Annotated in this window: 12 protein-coding genes and 1 pseudogene; 8 read left to right on the forward strand and 5 right to left on the reverse strand. The window is 44.4% G+C overall.

Translation table 11 applies throughout. The features are described from left to right. Positions 1-120: 120 nt before the first annotated feature. Complete coding sequence (locus ACTHPG_RS10050) at positions 121-1,527, forward strand: family 4 glycosyl hydrolase (protein ID WP_440389062.1); 1,407 nt, start codon at positions 121-123, stop codon at positions 1,525-1,527. A 92-nt stretch (positions 1,528-1,619) separates the two neighbouring features. Here ACTHPG_RS10050 and ACTHPG_RS10055 read toward each other — a convergent pair whose 3' ends face one another. Beyond that, on the reverse strand, positions 1,620-2,507 hold the full coding sequence (locus tag ACTHPG_RS10055; RefSeq protein WP_440389063.1) for a LysR family transcriptional regulator: 888 nt from the start codon (positions 2,505-2,507) through the stop codon (positions 1,620-1,622). Positions 2,508-2,659: 152 nt separating this feature from the next. Here ACTHPG_RS10055 and ACTHPG_RS10060 point away from each other — a divergent pair, with 152 nt between their 5' ends. Together ACTHPG_RS10060 and ACTHPG_RS10065 are read left to right on the forward strand one after the other, a co-directional pair. Further along, complete coding sequence (locus tag ACTHPG_RS10060; protein WP_440389064.1) at positions 2,660-3,406, forward strand: acetoacetate decarboxylase; 747 nt, start codon at positions 2,660-2,662, stop codon at positions 3,404-3,406. A gap of 14 nt (positions 3,407-3,420) precedes the next feature. Then, positions 3,421-4,455 (forward strand): ketopantoate reductase family protein, encoded by a 1,035-nt coding sequence (locus ACTHPG_RS10065; RefSeq protein WP_440389065.1) that lies wholly within the window; start codon positions 3,421-3,423, stop codon positions 4,453-4,455. Between the two features lie 210 nt (positions 4,456-4,665). Here ACTHPG_RS10065 and ACTHPG_RS10070 read toward each other — a convergent pair whose 3' ends face one another. Together ACTHPG_RS10070 and ACTHPG_RS10075 are read right to left on the reverse strand one after the other, a co-directional pair. Continuing rightward, positions 4,666-6,348: a helix-turn-helix domain-containing protein gene (locus tag ACTHPG_RS10070; protein WP_440389067.1), complete on the reverse strand. Its 1,683-nt coding sequence runs from the start codon at positions 6,346-6,348 to the stop codon at positions 4,666-4,668. Between the two features lie 169 nt (positions 6,349-6,517). Further along, a complete protein-coding gene (locus tag ACTHPG_RS10075) occupies positions 6,518-7,471 on the reverse strand; it encodes an ABC transporter substrate-binding protein (RefSeq protein ID WP_440389068.1) in 954 nt (317 codons plus the stop codon). 405 nt (positions 7,472-7,876) lie between these two features. Between ACTHPG_RS10075 and codB the strand changes: the two genes are divergently transcribed. Continuing rightward, positions 7,877-9,154 (forward strand): cytosine permease, encoded by a 1,278-nt coding sequence (codB, locus tag ACTHPG_RS10080; protein WP_440389069.1) that lies wholly within the window; start codon positions 7,877-7,879, stop codon positions 9,152-9,154. After that, positions 9,123-10,391 carry a cytosine deaminase gene (locus ACTHPG_RS10085; protein ID WP_440389071.1) on the forward strand — a complete coding sequence of 423 codons (1,269 nt, stop codon included), beginning with the start codon at positions 9,123-9,125 and terminating at the stop codon, positions 10,389-10,391. The genes codB and ACTHPG_RS10085 overlap by 32 nt, the downstream gene beginning before the upstream one ends. 164 nt (positions 10,392-10,555) lie before the next feature. On the opposite strand, the gene ACTHPG_RS10090 is transcribed toward ACTHPG_RS10085, so the two are convergent. Further along, complete coding sequence (locus ACTHPG_RS10090) at positions 10,556-11,674, reverse strand: GerAB/ArcD/ProY family transporter (protein WP_440389072.1); 1,119 nt, start codon at positions 11,672-11,674, stop codon at positions 10,556-10,558. Between the two features lie 283 nt (positions 11,675-11,957). Between ACTHPG_RS10090 and ACTHPG_RS10095 the strand changes: the two genes are divergently transcribed. The 3 genes and pseudogenes from ACTHPG_RS10095 to ACTHPG_RS10105 all read left to right on the forward strand — a co-directional run bounded on the left by ACTHPG_RS10095 (position 11,958) and on the right by ACTHPG_RS10105 (position 16,010). Further along, positions 11,958-15,656 carry a metallophosphoesterase gene (locus ACTHPG_RS10095; RefSeq protein ID WP_440389074.1) on the forward strand — a complete coding sequence of 1,233 codons (3,699 nt, stop codon included), beginning with the start codon at positions 11,958-11,960 and terminating at the stop codon, positions 15,654-15,656. A gap of 12 nt (positions 15,657-15,668) precedes the next feature. Beyond that, positions 15,669-15,773: pseudogene (locus ACTHPG_RS10100) on the forward strand (S-layer homology domain-containing protein); the annotation flags it as partial. Between the two features lie 18 nt (positions 15,774-15,791). Beyond that, positions 15,792-16,010 (forward strand): S-layer homology domain-containing protein, encoded by a 219-nt coding sequence (locus ACTHPG_RS10105; protein ID WP_440389075.1) that lies wholly within the window; start codon positions 15,792-15,794, stop codon positions 16,008-16,010. A gap of 158 nt (positions 16,011-16,168) precedes the next feature. Here the strand turns inward: ACTHPG_RS10105 and ACTHPG_RS10110 are convergent, their stop codons facing one another. After that, a complete protein-coding gene (locus ACTHPG_RS10110; protein ID WP_440389076.1) occupies positions 16,169-17,020 on the reverse strand; it encodes a helix-turn-helix domain-containing protein in 852 nt (283 codons plus the stop codon). Between the last annotated feature and the right edge of the window lie 29 nt (positions 17,021-17,049).

Genomic DNA, 17,049 nt, shown 5'->3' on the forward strand with positions numbered 1-17,049 from the left:
CAAAGGAATTATCTCTTGTTAACTATCGTACGATATGACATGTATTGAAAACTATCACACATTCCGATTCCAGCCCACTCACCTATAATGAATTTATATCGTTAAGAGGAGGGGTTATTGATGAATGCTACAAAAACACAGCATCCAAAGGTAGTCGTTATTGGGGCAGGCAGCCTGTTTTTCGGTCGTCAGTCCATCTGGCAGATGGTTCACTCCCCATATTTGAATCAGGGAACGCTGGCTTTGGTGGATACGGATGAGGAACGGCTCTCGAAAATGGTAACTCTGGCAGAAAGGGTTGCGCGGGAGAACAATGTGTCCTTAAAGATTGAGGGCTCGGTGGACCGAAGACAGGTCCTTCCGGGAGCCGACTTCGTCGTGCTCAGCTTTGCGGAGCAATCGGTGAAGTATAGGGGCATTGACTGCCAGATTTCTCTAAAGTATGGAATTCGCATGTGTTCCGGCGACACCATTGGCCCGGGCGGGATCTTTCGCGCGATGAGGGAACTACCGGTTATTATGGAATGCGCCAAAGACATTGAGGAGCTGTGTCCGGATGCATGGGTGATCAATTATATTAACCCGTCTACCGTGCATGGCATCGCATTACATCGTTATGCACCGAAGCTTAAATCGTTTGCATTGTGCGATAGTCATCATATGCCGCATAAAAAAGCCTACTACGCCGCACGAGCCGGGATCATTGCAGACAATAGCCAGTTTACAGAAGAAATCAACCAGAAATTCGATTTTCGTATCGCTGGTGTCAATCATTTCACTTGGCTGCTCAAAGCCGAGTATGAAGGAAAGAATCTAATGCCTTCAATCGCAGAGGCCATGCGTAAGCTGGCAGGTGACGAGAACAACGGCGGTGATCGGGGCGCAAAAGCTCTTTTTAACGATGCAATTACGTATGAACTGTATGATATTTTCGGAATCATTCCTACTTGTACGGCGCACACGAAGGAATACGTTCGGTATTGGCAAGGACTTGGCAAAACCACAGACACAATCCCTCCATTATCGATCTGGGAGACAGAGGACAGGTATGAACGTCACGATGAAATGTGGCGTCAGGTGGATGACTTTCTTGCCGGGAATATCCCGATTACTGACTACATGAACATGTTTGGACCGGATCATGCGACCGATATTATCGAGAATATGGTGGGGAACTTGGGCAAAAAGTTCTTTATCAATACACTCAATCAAGGCGCGGTAACCAACATGAATGCGGATTCGTTTCTGGAACTACTGTGCGATGTAGATATGGACGGAGTGAAACCACTCCATGTAGGCGAGATGCCACGCGGGATAAGAGGGATGCAAGAACTTGTGCTGGATACCCATGAGCTTACGGTGGAAGCTGTACTGGAACAGAGCTTTGTGAAACTGAGAAGGGCGATGCTTACCGATCCGCTCGTGAATTCCATTAGTGACGCAGACAAGATCATTCATGAGTTGTTGGAACTGGAGCGTGATATGATCCCGGACGTTTGGTACAAGGATAGACTGCAATACAGCTAAGAGTAGATAGTAAACAAAGACCATGTCTCCTTCAACAGGAATAACATGGTCTTTGTTTGTATTATTTTACATTTTTCATATGTTAAGAAATTCTATTCCACTTTATATAAGCCTGCATTTTCTGCATAGTACGAAGTAATAAAATCACGAAATTCGATAACAGAAGCAGATAACCATTTTTGTTTGACCCAGGATAAGCTTATTGGATATATCGCTGAATCATCAGCAATTTTTACATAACTTAACCCAAGCGTTCTGCATACGGAGATAGGAAGTAATGCAACACCCTGATTAAGCCGGATAATTTCGAGCAGGGTATGGGAATCAACTTCGAATGCAAGATTAGGGTGAAAGCCTGCTTTTTCACAGAGCATGGAGGTAAATCGGCTGTACTCCTTATTATCCGCAAGGGAAATAAAGGGCTCAGTAGCAACAACACGTAATGAAATGCTTGTCTCTCCGCCGTATGCATGATTTTTGGGCACAACCAAGACAATATCCTCCTCGACCAGGACAACACTCTCAATCTCCTCATCCAGAATCGGATGCCCCGTAATGCCCAGATGCATGTCGCCTTTTTTCAATCCTGTAATAATTTCGCTACGGGTCCCGATCCCCTGATGAAGTTTGGTTTCAGGGGAACCGTTGATGTAATCACTAATAAGGCCAGTGAGAAATCGGGTATTCGTAATGGAGATTCTGATTGTATTGGATATTTGCTGTTCCTCCGCTCTGATCTCCATCTCTGCATTTTCAATTTCGATAAAAATTCGGTTTACGTGCTTCAAAAGAATCTCACCTGAGGCATTCAATTGAATGTTTCGTCCTCTTCTATGAAATAAGGGGGTACCCAGTTCATCCTCAAGTCTTTTGATCGTCAAGCTTAGGGAGGGTTGAGCAATATTCAATTGTGCAGCTGCCTTGGAGATATGTTCGGTGTAGGCAACGGTCTGAAAATATTTGAGCTGAAGCAATTCCATTCACGCGCACTCCTTATTTATTCTGATAAATATATATAGTACTTATTATGTATTATATTAAATTTAAATATTGATGTAGAATTTTTTTATGAGATGCAGTTCAAATTTTTATATAACAAAACTTAATTAAATGTATAAGGTAGGTGTCTTTGATGAAAATCGATGTGAACAACATAGCTAAAAATCTGAATACACCCCTAACGGCTCCGGCATACCCGATGCCACCGTACAAGTTCGTGAATCGTGAATACTTGAATATTATCTACCGAACGGATGAAAAAGCGTTGCGGGCAGCCGTACCAGAACCCTTGGAAATTACGGAACCCTTGGTTAAATTCGAAGTGATGTGGATGCCGGATGTTTCTGGACTCGGTGCCTATACAGAAGCTGGACAAGTTATCCCTGTGCAATTCAATGGGGAGCAAGGCGATTATGTGCATTCGATGTATGTAGACAATTTCCCCGCGATTGCAAGTGGCCGAGAGCTCACCGCTTATCCGAAAAAGCTCGGTGCACCGAAGTTGTATACCGATTCAGATACACTTGTTGGCACACTTGATTATGGAACGCTGCGTGTAGCCACGGCAACAATGGGCTATAAACATGTGGAGATGGATAAGGAGCTCGCCAAACGTGAAATATGCCGTCCTAATTTTATGATTAAGATAGCTACCGACTATACAGGGAATTTAAGAATATGTGATCTGATTCGAACTCAGATTACGGACATCGAAGTGAAAGAAGCGTGGACAGGACCTGCCCGGCTTCAACTGTTTGAACACGCATTGGCACCTCTTGCAGATCTGCCTGTATTGGAAGTTGTATCTGCTTCTCATATTCTTACCAACTTAACCTTGAACGCAGCACAACCTGTATACAACTACCTGGAAGAGAAATAAGGAGGAACAATATAATGAGAATTGCAATTGTAGGAGCAGGATCTTTGGGAACCATCGTAGGTGCATACCTCGCGGATGGCGGTATGGACGTTGAGCTAATTGATGCATATCAGGAGCATGTAGAATCTTTAAATCAAACGGGTGCTAAAGTAACGGGTACCACGGAGTTTCAAGCAAAAGTAAAAGCCATTACTCCTGAGCAGAAATCAGGACAATATGACCTCGTTTTACTTTTAACCAAACAACTGTATAACGATTCCATTCTTCAGGAATTACTTCCATTCTTGAAAGAAGACAGTATCGTATGTTCGTTGCAGAACGGGATTCCGGAAGAAAAAGTGGCGTCCATCGTGGGTGAAAAACGCGTCGTTGCAGGCTCCGTTGAGTTTGGCGCTACGTTCATTGAACCAGGTGTATCAAGTCTGACAACGGAGTATACGCAGTTTAAGCAGTATGCTTTTCAGATTGGTGAATTAAATGGTGAGATGACCGAACGAATTCAACGCGTGAAATCGGTGTTGGACCTTGTGGGTGGAACACATATTTCTGATAATCTGGTTGGAACCAAATGGTCCAAATTGCTGATAAACAATGCATTCAGTGGATTATCCGCTGCCTTGAATGGGGAATATGGAGACATTATTGATCATGAAGCTGGCATTGTGAGTGCAGCTCATATTGCGGACGAGACGATTAAAATTGCTCGCGCCAATGGAGTCACATTGGTTAAAATGAATGGATTCGACATCGCTTCACTCGAACTGAACAGCGAAGATGATATTCCTGAACGGGTGAAAACATTACGTTACGTGATGGAGCCATCCAGACTGCTCAAAGCAAGTATGCTTCAAGATCTGGAGAAGAACCGCAAAACGGAAATTGATTATATTAACGGAGTCGTTTCAAACAAAGCAAAAGGCACCGGAATTGCGACCCCTTATAATGATTTAGTTGTAAAACTGGTCAAATCTGCTGAAGAAACACAAACGGTTCCCGATTTTGATACGAATATAAAAGCATTTGAAGAACTATTAACCACACATAAATAAATCATATATTCACACTCTATATTGACCGAATCAGGAGAATAACGTCTCTGTGATTCGGTTCGATCTCGGAACTAGGCCTGTGTAGCGAATAGCGTGTGTCAGGTTCATTAGAACAAAATCACATTAATTAGGGATGTCCTCCGTCATATTTGACTTGTGGGACATCCCTGTTTGTTGTATTAATAAATCTAGTCGGACTTTCAGGACGGGTTAATCCTTAGCAAAAATAGAAGGTAGGACCGTCAGTAACCTCTCACGGGTCAGGGGATCATCGTAGTTCCAGCCAGCTTCTACTACATGTACATTACTTGATGCCAACACTCCAACCAAACTTAGGAGCGGAGAAGGGGTATTTATATTCATCCCCTCCTCGGGAACCATCACGAAGTTTCGGTCTCCAGCGTATTGAGTGATTTTATCGTGACCGATTTGTATCCATGCTCTGCCATTAATGATCAGTTGATATACGGATTCGGTGGGGCGAAAGCCGAGAGATTCATACACTGTAGCGGCAAATCCCGTCTGTCCCATAACATATATGTTCTTGTCCAGCACCAGGAAGACCGTTGCCCGTTCTCCTGTAATATAATCATCTGCCAATTGTCGCCGGATCTTCCTGACGCTCCCCTCATAGCGGTCGATCCATTGCTCGGCCGTTCTGCTTCGGCCGAACAGATCCGCAATATAACGAAGACGCTCAAAGGTGCTGGTTGCTTCGCTATAGACGATCGTAGGTGCAATGGCGTCCAATTGAGGTAACTGCTGCTCACTATAGTTGCCAAGCAGTATAAGATCAGGCTCAAGTAAGGAGACTTGCTCCGGTGCGCCTTGCAGTCCAATGTCCGGCATGTGCTGAAGTCTGTTTCGATATATGACTTGTGATTTCATTGTCGTTATACCCGCACCGACGGGGCGGATACCAATCGCAAGCAACTCGCCAAGGGTATTGGTACCTGTGGCCACGATACGCATAGCTGCATCAGGTAGGGAAATCTGCCTGCCGAGGGAATCGGTGATCGTTCTTTGCCGGGTACGTCTTTGTATATTGGCGTATTCCCGTGGAGGATGTCCTGTGAGCTGATGAAAGCGTCGGCTGAAATAATACTCATCCTTAAAACCGACTTGTCGGGATATTTCACGCAAGGTCTCGTTTGAACTGGACAATAGCTCCTTAGCATGCTTGACTCGAAGCTCTGCCAAATAATCTGTTGGCTTTTTGCCAGTTGCCACCTTAAACGATTTGCTATATTGCCATCGAACCATCCCGGCCATTTCAGCCAAGAACTCTACGTTCAGATCTTCGTTGTAGTGCTGCTCCATATAACTAAGTGTACGCTGTACCGCTTGATCATTTTGCACCGGCGGAGGAACGTTTTCTAGCTGAGCCATCAGGCCAAGTATCAGTTGCAGCCGGGCTTGAGTAACTGCTAACTTTGAATGAGGCGTAGGCATATGTTTTTTGTGAAACCGATTTTGTTTGTTTGATTGCACAGACGACGGAGAAAACCAGTCCTCGCCCGCCAACGCAAGTTTTATAGTTGAAAGAGACAACCTGTAAGGAAAGCCCAGCATAAGAGGAGGGCAGGATGGGAGCAGATTCAACTTATCCACTTGAAACGCGAGAAAGGTAAACCGGGCTACATCCGCTTGCTCTTTTGTCGTTTGAAGAATGCAGGATTGCTGAGCAGGGAGCAGAATACAACTGCCTTGACTCAGATCTTGGGAAATGTTGTTCGTTAACAGCCGAATTCCATGATTCAGAGCAATAAGCAGTGTATATTCATTGCTATCCTTGCTCGTGGTTGATGTATTATGGTGATTGGTTTCCTGCAATGATGTGAGCTGAAGCAGATCATGCTGCTGCAGTTGAATGTATAGGGAAGCCATTTGCATTCGGGAGCACTCCGATCTAATGATAATAATTATCAATGACTAGTGTATCACATTTTGCACGATAGAGAATATTTCGCTGCAGATCTTAGTATGAGCAGTACAAGTTTACCAAAACCAAAAATCCTCCATATCCCAAAGGATTCGGAGGATTTTTGACATTATCAATGCGTTATTTTGGATTGATCCATTTCGGCAGTTCATCAAGCAATTGCTCCAGTGCCAACAGGTTGTCGGTATTCCAATCGGTTGATGCTGTGTAGACGCGTCCTTGCTGAACGGCAGGCAACGTTTTCCACAAAGTGCTTTGTAACAAGCGATCGGACTCAGCTCGACTTTCGTCATTATCCAACGTAAGGACAAAGAGGTGATCTCCTGCATAGTCCGGCATTAGTTCTTCCGAAAGCTCGATGAATGTCTGGCCCTTGTCAATAATGTTCTGCTGAATTGCAGGGGGAATGGAAAATCCGTGCTCTTGATACAAGACTACGCCCAAGGAACGATTACCCATCACATAGAGCTGTTTACCCAACTGCAAGAAGATGGTCGCTGTCTCGCCCTCTGCCACATTCAACTTGTCCCACATCGCTTTCGCTTTTGTATCAAATTGGCTGATCCATTGCTCGGCTTCATCCTCTTCGCCAAAAATGTTACCAAGCTCGCGTACGCGTTCTGTAAATGGTAACGCCGAGTTGAAAGGAATGGTAGGCGCAATCTTCGAAAAAGCGGCATTCCGGTCAGCATCCTGGTTATAACCATTCAAAATTAAGTCAGGCTGCAAGGCGGTTATGGCCTCCAAATCACCAGGGTTCCCGACATCCTCAATACCTTCTAATTGGTCTACGATATAGCTTTCTGAAGCATGAATCAGATTGGCTCCAACGACAGGGATGTCCATTGCCAGAAGATCTCCAAGTGTTGAACCAAGATAGATAACTCGTTGTGGTTGAGTTGGTATTTCAATCACTTCGTTTGTTTGGGTTGTATAACTTTTTGTCGTTTGCTCGTTGGAATTTACAGGCTCTTGTGAAGAGGCGCTTTCCGAACGGCTGCATGCTGCAAGGACGGATAGAAGTAGAAAGCATGCTCCCCATACGAATAGATGTTTCCTCATTGTACTGTTCATTATTTGTTCCCCCTAAGTTCTCTTTTTCTCATTGATAACCATTATCAATTACAATGTAATTATAGAAGCCATTCCGAGGGCTTACAATGAAAAAAACGCAGTGAATTTCTTTGTACAAAAGTCAATATACGCACATGGATAATAATGACATTGACAACTGCGAGTTTTTCTAAAATAATAGAATGTAATTGAATACTGGTACCTTTAATTCAGTCCAGAGAGGCTGGCAAGGGCAGCGGATTTCATAATCACGCGAGAATCAGGGCATATTCCGTCACGGGGTGCTTTGTATCTTCGCGCGGGTTATGATGCAAAAAGAGGCTACTTGTCAGTGTATAATTTGACGAGTAGCCTCTTTTTTCTGCTTTTTTGGTATCAGATACACTTTACGTTGGGGGTATTCTGATGAGCAAACAAGATCAAGAATTTTCATGGCAAGCTGTGCCGAAATCGCAAAGAAACCACTTTTGGAAGACGTTATCCGTCATGCTCGGTTTCACATTTTTCTCAGCAAGCATGTTGGCAGGAGGGACATTGGGCGTCAGCTTGACGTTCATGCAGTTCATTGGCATCGTGCTTGCAGGTAATCTGGTGCTGGGTATCTATACAGGGGCACTGGCGCATATCGCTGCCAAAACAGGCCTGTCCACACATTTGCTCGCTAAATATGCTTTCGGTGCAAAAGGGTCGTATCTGCCTTCGTTCCTGCTCGGTTTCACACAGGTCGGATGGTTCGGAGTTGGCGTAGCCATGTTCGCCATTCCGGTCGCCAAAGCGATGGATTGGAACGTGTATCTGTTGATCATCATCTTTGGACTTGCCATGACGGCATCAGCCATCTTCGGCATGAAGTCACTCGTCATTCTCGGTTATATTGCAGTTCCTGCGATTGCCATTCTGGGTGGTTACTCCATGTTCGAAGGTGCAGGAGCGCTGGGCGGTCTGCAAGGGTTGCTTGAATATACGCCGACACAGACGCTTACCGCGGCGGCCGCATTGACGATCTGTATCGGATCATTCATAAGTGGCGGAACATTGACACCCGATTTTGCCCGGTTTTCCCGGACATCCAAACAGGCAGTTACCGCAACAGTTATTGCATTTTTCCTCGGTAACTCACTCATGTTTTTGTTCGGCGCAGTTGGTGCAATGGCCTATAACCTGGCCGATATCTCGGAGGTCATGTTCCTGCAAGGATTGATCATCCCGGCAATTATCGTTCTGGGCCTAAATATCTGGACGACTAACGATAATGCATTGTACGCTTCTGGTCTTGGTTTTGCCAACATCACCAAAATCTCGAAGAAATTCTTCGTCATCGTTAACGGCATCGTGGGTACCGTATTCGCCATGTGGATGTACAACAACTTCGTCAGTTTCCTGAATGTATTGGGCGCGGCGGTACCGTCCATCGGGGCTATTATTATCGCAGATTACTTTATTGTGAAACGTAGAAACTATAAGCCATTTGCCGAGATGTCATTCAAAAATGTAAACTGGGTAGCGATGGTGGCTTGGGCCATCGGCGTTGCATTCGCCCAACTGGCTCCTGGCGTAACACCACTGAACGCATTGCTTGGTACAGCAGTGGCCTATATTATCTTGATGCTAATTGTTCCTGCCAAAGAATCCAAAGAAATGGGGAAAATAAATGATTATACAGAACGCAAAATTGCGGGGTAAAGAAGGACTATGGAATATCTTAGTGAAAGATGGGAAATTCGAACGAATCACACAATCACTTGAAGTGACCGAAAATGAGGAAATTCTGGATGTCAACGGATCACTTGTGCTGCCACCGTTCATTGAACCACATATTCATCTCGATACAACGCTGACAGCTGGTGAGCCGGAATGGAATCTAAGCGGAACGCTGTTTGAAGGCATTCAACGCTGGTCACAGCGCAAGGCTTCATTAACACATGAGGATGTTAAAACACGCTCTAAAACCGCACTCAAGTGGCAATTGGCACAGGGCATTCAGCATGTGCGGACTCATGTGGACGTTACCGATCCGAGCTTGATTGCCGTTAAAGCGATGCTTGAAGTCAAGGAAGAAATGGCTCCATATATGGACATTCAGCTTGTTGCTTTTCCACAGGAGGGCATTCATTCTTATCCAAACGGAGCAGAGTTGCTGGAAGAGTCACTTAAAATGGGCGTAGATGTGGTTGGTGGTATTCCACACTTCGAATTCACGCGGGAATACGGCGTTGATTCAATGAAAGTTGCGTTTGATCTGGCTGAGAAATACGATCGTCTAATCGATATCCATTGTGATGAAATTGATGACGAACAATCTCGTTTTGTTGAAGTGGTTGCCAAGGAAGCCTACGAACGTGGACTGGGTTCACGCACAACGGCAAGCCACACAACTGCGATGGGCTCATATAATGACGCTTATACGTATAAGTTGTTCCGTCTGCTGAAGATGGCTGATCTGAACTTTGTCTCGAATCCGCTGGTTAACATTCACTTGCAAGGACGTTTCGATACGTATCCAAAGAGAAGAGGACTGACGCGTGTCAAAGAACTGCAGGAAGCGGGTCTGAATGTATGCTTCGGTCACGATGACATTTTCGATCCGTGGTATCCGCTCGGTACAGGCAACATGCTTCAAGTGCTGCACATGGGGATTCATGCTTCGCAGTTGCTTGGTTACGATCAAATCGTAAATTCGATCGACCTCATTACCAAAAACAGCGCAAGAACGCTGCACATCGAGGATGTATACGGTATTGAAGAAGGCAAGCCTGCTAACTTCATCGTACTTGAAGCAGAGAACGAGTATGAGGCTGTTCGCAAACAAGCCGGCGTACTGTATTCCTTCAGAGGCGGTCGTAAAATTGCAGAATCGAAGCCGCGGGACACATCCATCATTTTTGAGGGCGGATCAGAGAAGGTTACTTTTAACAAATAATAGATATTAGTCTGTTGCTGTATGCATGTAAATGATGAAAAGCAAAAAAAGTCGCAATTTTAGCGGCTTTTTTTGCTTTTTAGTACTAACCATGCCATGCATTATTCTACTGAATTCAGAAGAACAAAAAGATGCTTTAGAGCAACATTCCAATATTCAACCACTTAACTAAGGGCTCCACTAGCAGCTTGCTTCCCGCCTTTTTTACGAACAAAACTAAGAATCAGCAGCAGCAGTGGTAATACGCCAAATAAAAATATGGACATATTGCCGAGAAAATCACCCAAAGCTAACGTTTCCTCCAGGTTTTTAGGCAGGTAAGCAATCAAATATAGCACGGGTAACATCGCAAATTGTATTCCGGTAATTTTTTTGAGACGAAACAAATCTCGAATACCAATGGAAGCAAAATAGTGCTTAAAGGCATAGGTTGCAAAAATTTGCATGAGCCAAAATACGATGAAAAGCGATTCATAGCGCTCAAATAAAAATCCCTCAATCTCAAAACTTCGAACCATATCAAACGTTGGCCACATCCGCGTCTCAACACCCGCTAAAGACAAATTTCCCACGACGGTGACAATCGTGACCATGTATATAATCGTGCAAATAAGTATGCTATAAATGGCAGTTTTATTACTCGCCTTCACGTCTTTCATATAAGCTGTGACGATGAGCAAAACTTCATATCCGGAGTAAGAGAGGCATGAAGGCTTGAGTCCCTTCAATACAGGCATAATCCCCTCACCCAGAATGGGTCTGAGATTAATGATATCAAACATTTTAGTACTCAAAAGGAATACCAGCGCGAGCAATACCAGCGTAACCGGCAGAACGATTGAAAAGACACGGATGATGACCATGAGACCACCTGATAGCATGTAAATACCTATCCACAAACTGACCATAATAGTCACCCAACTGGGGGTACGCTCAAGGATGTACATACTCGTAATTTCCGCCATGACTCTGACTTCGAATGAGCATAGAACAACAAAATATACGATAATTAAAAGTCCCAATAGATAAGCAATCCATTTTCCTGTGATTTCAGGAATGAACTCGAACACCGTTTTACCGGGAAATCTACGACATAAAGTGACAAGAAGCAGGCTGATTATGGTTACGACCAAACCAGCCAGAATGACGGAAATCCATACATCCGGTGTTTCCACCGCCTTGCTAATCGTACGAGGGAGCGTTAGTATTCCTGCACCAAGGATGGAGTTAATAACGACAATAATAACTTCAGAGGTACTGATTGTAGATGCGGATTTCGTCACAGGTTTCACTCCAAACTGGAGAATTTGTTTGTAGTGTTACCCAAGGCAGTTATTTTATGTAATCATTCATTCGATGAGTTAAGATGAATACTCTTGAAATGCTTCTCTAGCTGAACGAATGGTAATGTTTCTCCGTTTGTAACAACTCCTATATTCAATGTAATAAATGTAATTTTTTACATAAGTTTTACATTCAGGTAACAGACCTTTGATCTCCTCTTGTTATGCTGGTTCTGTTTGAAATTACATAAGCCATTCTATTAAACAGACAAGGGAGAGAATTATGATCAGTCACTTCTGCAAAAAGATGTTACCCATCCTGTTATCGCTTTCTTTAATATTCGGATGGTTCGCGGGTATTGGGGGAGTAAATTCAGCTCAAGCCGAATCGTTATCTGAGCCCGACATTCTGTTAGAACGCAACACCGATTGGAAATACTTCGATCAGGGGCAGAATCTGGAAACGCAATGGCGTACTTCATACGATGATTCGTCATGGGAGCTAGGATCCGCCCCGTTTGGCTATAAGGACAATGGTAATGGTATAAGCACTTCCTATTTCGGGTCTCTCAAAACGGAAGTTGGTTATGGTGATGACAAAAAGCTAAAATACCGCACGACCTATTTAAGAACGAACCTAACCGTTAATAAAAATGAAATTGATGGCTATGGACAAATTCTCGGCACATTCGGAATTGATGACGGGGCAGTTATCTATGTAAACGGCGTTGAAATACGTCGCTTTGGCATGCCTGAGGGCGAGATTCAGTATTCAACCAAAGCAACATCAAGCCAGGACTTGCCTGTAATGTATGAGGATATAGATCTCACTGAGCCGCTAAAAGCTTACCTGCACGATGGCGACAACGAAATTGCGGTCGAAGTTCATCAACAAAGCGACAGCAGCTCAGATTTGTATTTTGACATGGAGCTGAAAGCATTGGCGGAAGCGCCATCACTGGATATCAGTAAAGTAACGGTTACTTTCTATGGTGATGCAACAACAAGTAGAGGCTTCACTTGGTATACACCTCTTGCATCCACACAGAGCAGCGTTCAAGTAGTACCGAACCAAGGAACAGCTGTAGACTTCAGTCAGGCCCAAAGCTTCAACGGGCGCACAACCGTGGCTTTCAACTCTCCGGGAGAGATGGTGCATAAGGCAGAAGCGACAGATCTTATTCCGGACACCTCTTATTATTTTCGGGTTGGCGATCAAAATCTGGGCATATGGAGTGAGGTTGGTACATTCAAAACTGCTCCCATTAGCGGAGCCTTTACATTTATTGACCTGACGGATACTCAAGCGAAGGAAGAGGATGAGGCTATTCTATCTGGCTCTACGCTCTCCAAAGCATTAAACCAGATTCCAGATGCTGCGTTTGTTGTTCATAATGGTGATGTTGTAGAAAACGGAACGTCCGAGCAGGAATGGAACTGGTTGCTTGGTCATTCCCAATCCAGTCTGATGAACACAACCATTGCACCATCTGCGGGCAATCATGAGAACAAGAATTATGCGTTCTACGATCACTTTAACCTGAAGCAACCTGAGAATGCTGCAATAGTGACAGGGGCTTACTATTCTTATGATTACAGCAAAGCTCATTTTATCGTATTGAACTCCAACGAAAATTCCACGGAATACGCAAACTTCTCCAATGAGCAAGTGGCATGGATGAAGCAGGATGTGGAAAACGCCAAAGCTGCCGGAGCAGAGTGGATCATCGTCAACATCCATAAAGGACCGTATACAACATCCAACCATGCCACAGATAGCGATATTATCGGCGCAAACGGTGTACGAAATAAAATTGCTCCGTTGATGAATGAACTGGGTATCGATTTGGTTCTTCAAGGACATGACCATATCTATGCACGGACAAAACCCATTAAGAGCGATGGTACAGCTGAAGACGTGTCCAAAATTACGGAGACGGTGAACGGACTGAGTATCGAATACGCAGTGAAGCCTGATGGAACGATTTATATGATTCCAGCTACCGCAGGGGCGAAAGTATATTTTAAGAACCAGAAACCAGAATTAGGTGAAGCGTATTTCAGTTTGTTCGAACGTGCTGAAGAAAATCATGCAAGGCAGTATGGTGATACTACGAGCGCAGCCAGAGGGCAGGTTCAGAATTTTGTTTCATTTACAATTGATGGCGACAAACTTACAGCTGTAACATATGAGATTGACCAACATACCAATAGCGGGCAGCCGTTCATTGTAGATCAATTTGGAATTCTCAAAGAAACGAATACGGTTCCCGTTCCAGAAGAGATCAAAAAGATCACGGTAACGTTCCATGGAGATCCGACCAAGAACAAAGGGTTTACATGGTATACATCGGATAACCTAGTGCGAAGCGACCTTCAAGTCGTGGAGAAAACATCAGCAGCACCAGATTTCACACAAGCCAAATCGTTTGAAGGACGTTCTGCTCAGCCTGCCAATGCTCCAACCGAGCGGATGCACAAAGCAGAAGCGACAGATCTGAAAGCAAATACCACCTATTTCTTCCGTGTAGGCGATGCTACCAAGCAAGTATGGAGTGCCACAGGTACGTTCCGTACAGCACCGGCAAAAGGAAAATTCACCTTCATTGATCTGGCGGATACCCAAGCGAAAGAAGAAGATGAGGCTATTCTGTCTTCCGAGACATTGGCCAAAGCACTAATAACGGTACCCGATGCACAATTCGTTGTGCATAACGGTGATATTGTGGACAAAGGTGTCAAAGAAGAACAATGGAACTGGCTGCTAGGACACTCACAGGAAAGTCTGTTGAATACAACCATTGTTCCTTCCTCCGGAAATCATGAGGACGAAAACTATGCTTTCATTGACCATTTTAATGTACAGCCTCCGGTGAATTCCGCAACTGAAACAGGAGCTTATTATTCTTACGACTATAGCAATGCGCATTTTATTGTACTGAATTCCAATGAGGACTCAGAGGAGTATAACAACTTTTCTCTAGAGCAAGTCCAGTGGCTGAAGGAAGATGTTCAGACTGCCAAGAAAAAAGGAGCAGAATGGGTCATCGTCAACATTCACAAAGGCCCATACACAACATCTAATCATGCAACAGATGCTGACATTATGGGAGTAAATGGAGTGAGAACCAAGATTGCTCCAATCATGGCTGAACTTGAGATTGATTTTGTTCTTCAAGGGCATGACCATATCTATGCACGTACTAAACCGATTGATCAGAAGGGGAGTGCACGTCAACCAGAAATAATCACGGAAATGCAAAATGGACAGAAGATGGAGTACTCTGTGAATCCCGATGGCACAATCTATCTGATTCCGGCAACAGCAGGTCCAAAAGTATATTACAAAAATCCAAGTACGAGTCTGGGAGATGCTTACTATAATCTTTTTGAACGCGCGGAAGAAAATCATGCGGCACAATATGGCCCGGACCCAAGTGACAACCGCCGTCCAAAACGTAGTCAGGTCCAAAACTTTGTCGGTATTACGATAGATGGGAGCAAATTGACGGCGATAACGTATGAAATTGATCAGAATTTGAATGGGGCGAGTCCATTCATCATCGATCAGTTTGGTATTGTGAAGAAATCAGAGACTACGAATCCAAATCCTGGTACATCCAATCCGGGAACATCGAATCCAGGCTCAGGTAACGGGTCCAGTAGCGGGAATAGCTCCTCAGGAAACGGTGGAAATACAGCAACCGATAACCGTCCAGACACTGGTACTGACAACGGAAGCAATCCAGGGAATGGGGCAGGGACAGGATTAAATAATAACAGTAGTAATGAAAATACACCAACCATGAATGATACGGCTGGGCATTGGGCCAAATCTGCCATTGATCGGGCGCTTGCAGCTGGATTCGTAAATGGTTATGGCAAAGATACATTCCGTCCTAATCAGAAGGTTACACGTGCCGAATTCATCACCATGCTGGGTCGTGCAATGAAACTGAATAACGTAAGTGACAATATCTAGTATACGGATGAAAACAAGATCCCCTCTTGGTCTAAACCGTATATTGCAGCAGCTGCATCTCTGGGCATCGTCAACGGTTACGCCAATGGTTCTTTTGGGCCAGGTAAGACACTAAGCCGATCAGAGATGGTCACCATGATCGTACGTGCAGGCGGAATCCCTGCGGATTCTAATGCGAAACTAAACTTCAAAGATGCCAAGGATGTTCCAGCATGGGCAGTTTCGTATGTAGCTGCTGCTGTAGAAGCTGGACTGGTAGGCGGTGTGGGCGGCAATCGGTTTGCACCGGCGCAGACAGCTACCCGGGCGGAGGCAATCACACTTATTATCGGGCTTCTGGATACGAAAGAATAACTTAATCATTCATAAAAAAAGAAACCAATGTGAGAATCCTTTTCTCTCATTTGGTTTCTTTTTTTTATGACTACTCTCTTCATCGATGAAGATCGATAAGGCAGACGAAGAGAGTAGTCGAAGGGTTGCTGATTGGAAAAAGGTATCTCCATGAACAACTAGTTAAGATATTTCTTGCGAAATTGGAGGGGAGATATGCCAACACTTCGCTTGAAGCAGGTAGAAAAGTAAGGAGAATATTGAAAGCCTATCTCAGTCCCAATCCGATCTATCGACCATTCCGTCGAAATCAGAAGTTGTTTTGCCCGCTCAATCCGGAATTGATGTAAATACTGAACAGGTGTCACACCGTATTTCATTTTCATACAGCGAACGATGTAGCTGGGATGGAAGTGCAGTGCTAACGAGAGAGTTTCATTGGTGATCTCCTCTTGGTAGTTCTTCTGTAGAAACACAGCTACGTTCTCAGCAAGCCGTGAAGCAGGTGTCTTGGCCATATCGGAGATGCCATTTTCGAGTATGGCCAGAAAGCTGAACAGCAGTTGCTGCTTCTCCCAGAAGGACTCCCCTACCGGCAACTCCAAAAGCTGTTGCATCAGATCAAATGCGATCTGGGGGGTTAGTATTGTGGTTTTCTTAGGTAATCGTATGGACTTTGGCTTATCGAATGGCGATAACGGAATGGTTGCTTCCAATTCTTCTCTTAAGCGACTTTGATCCCAGTCCAAATGCTCAAAATGAACCCAGTAAAACGTTGTTTCCTGTTTGCAGGACTTAAACGAGTAATGCGAACCTTCCGGCAGCAATACTAGTGCATCACCTGTACCGAGTGTCCATTCCATCCCGTTCTCACCGATATGTAGTTCTCCATCAACTACAAGCAGCACATCAAACAGGCCGAAATTTCTTCGATTCGGATGACGGTCACCTGCACGGAACGTTGAACGACCAGATTCCCAGTAATATGGAAGAGGTGGGGTTTGTAACGCAACAATTAATTCTTCGTCCAATGAATTAACCTCATTTTTTAGTGTCATTT

The sequence above is a fragment of the Paenibacillus sp. SAF-068 genome, from assembly GCF_051967555.1.
Taxonomy (GTDB): Bacteria; Bacillota; Bacilli; order Paenibacillales; family Paenibacillaceae; genus Paenibacillus.

Bases quoted from the DNA above. Each gene is read 5' to 3' on its own strand.
- ACTHPG_RS10065 (WP_440389065.1), top strand. From the start codon at position 3,421: ATGAGAATTGCAATTGTAGGAGCAGGATCTTTGGGAACCATCGTAGGT.
- ACTHPG_RS10055 (WP_440389063.1), bottom strand. From the start codon at position 2,507: ATGGAATTGCTTCAGCTCAAATATTTTCAGACCGTTGCCTACACCGAA.
- ACTHPG_RS10060 (WP_440389064.1), top strand. From the start codon at position 2,660: ATGAAAATCGATGTGAACAACATAGCTAAAAATCTGAATACACCCCTA.
- ACTHPG_RS10095 (WP_440389074.1), top strand. From the start codon at position 11,958: ATGATCAGTCACTTCTGCAAAAAGATGTTACCCATCCTGTTATCGCTT.
- ACTHPG_RS10070 (WP_440389067.1), bottom strand. From the start codon at position 6,348: ATGCAAATGGCTTCCCTATACATTCAACTGCAGCAGCATGATCTGCTT.
- codB (WP_440389069.1), top strand. From the start codon at position 7,877: ATGAGCAAACAAGATCAAGAATTTTCATGGCAAGCTGTGCCGAAATCG.
- ACTHPG_RS10105 (WP_440389075.1), top strand. From the start codon at position 15,792: ATGATCGTACGTGCAGGCGGAATCCCTGCGGATTCTAATGCGAAACTA.
- ACTHPG_RS10085 (WP_440389071.1), top strand. From the start codon at position 9,123: ATGATTATACAGAACGCAAAATTGCGGGGTAAAGAAGGACTATGGAAT.
- ACTHPG_RS10050 (WP_440389062.1), top strand. From the start codon at position 121: ATGAATGCTACAAAAACACAGCATCCAAAGGTAGTCGTTATTGGGGCA.
- ACTHPG_RS10075 (WP_440389068.1), bottom strand. From the start codon at position 7,471: ATGAACAGTACAATGAGGAAACATCTATTCGTATGGGGAGCATGCTTT.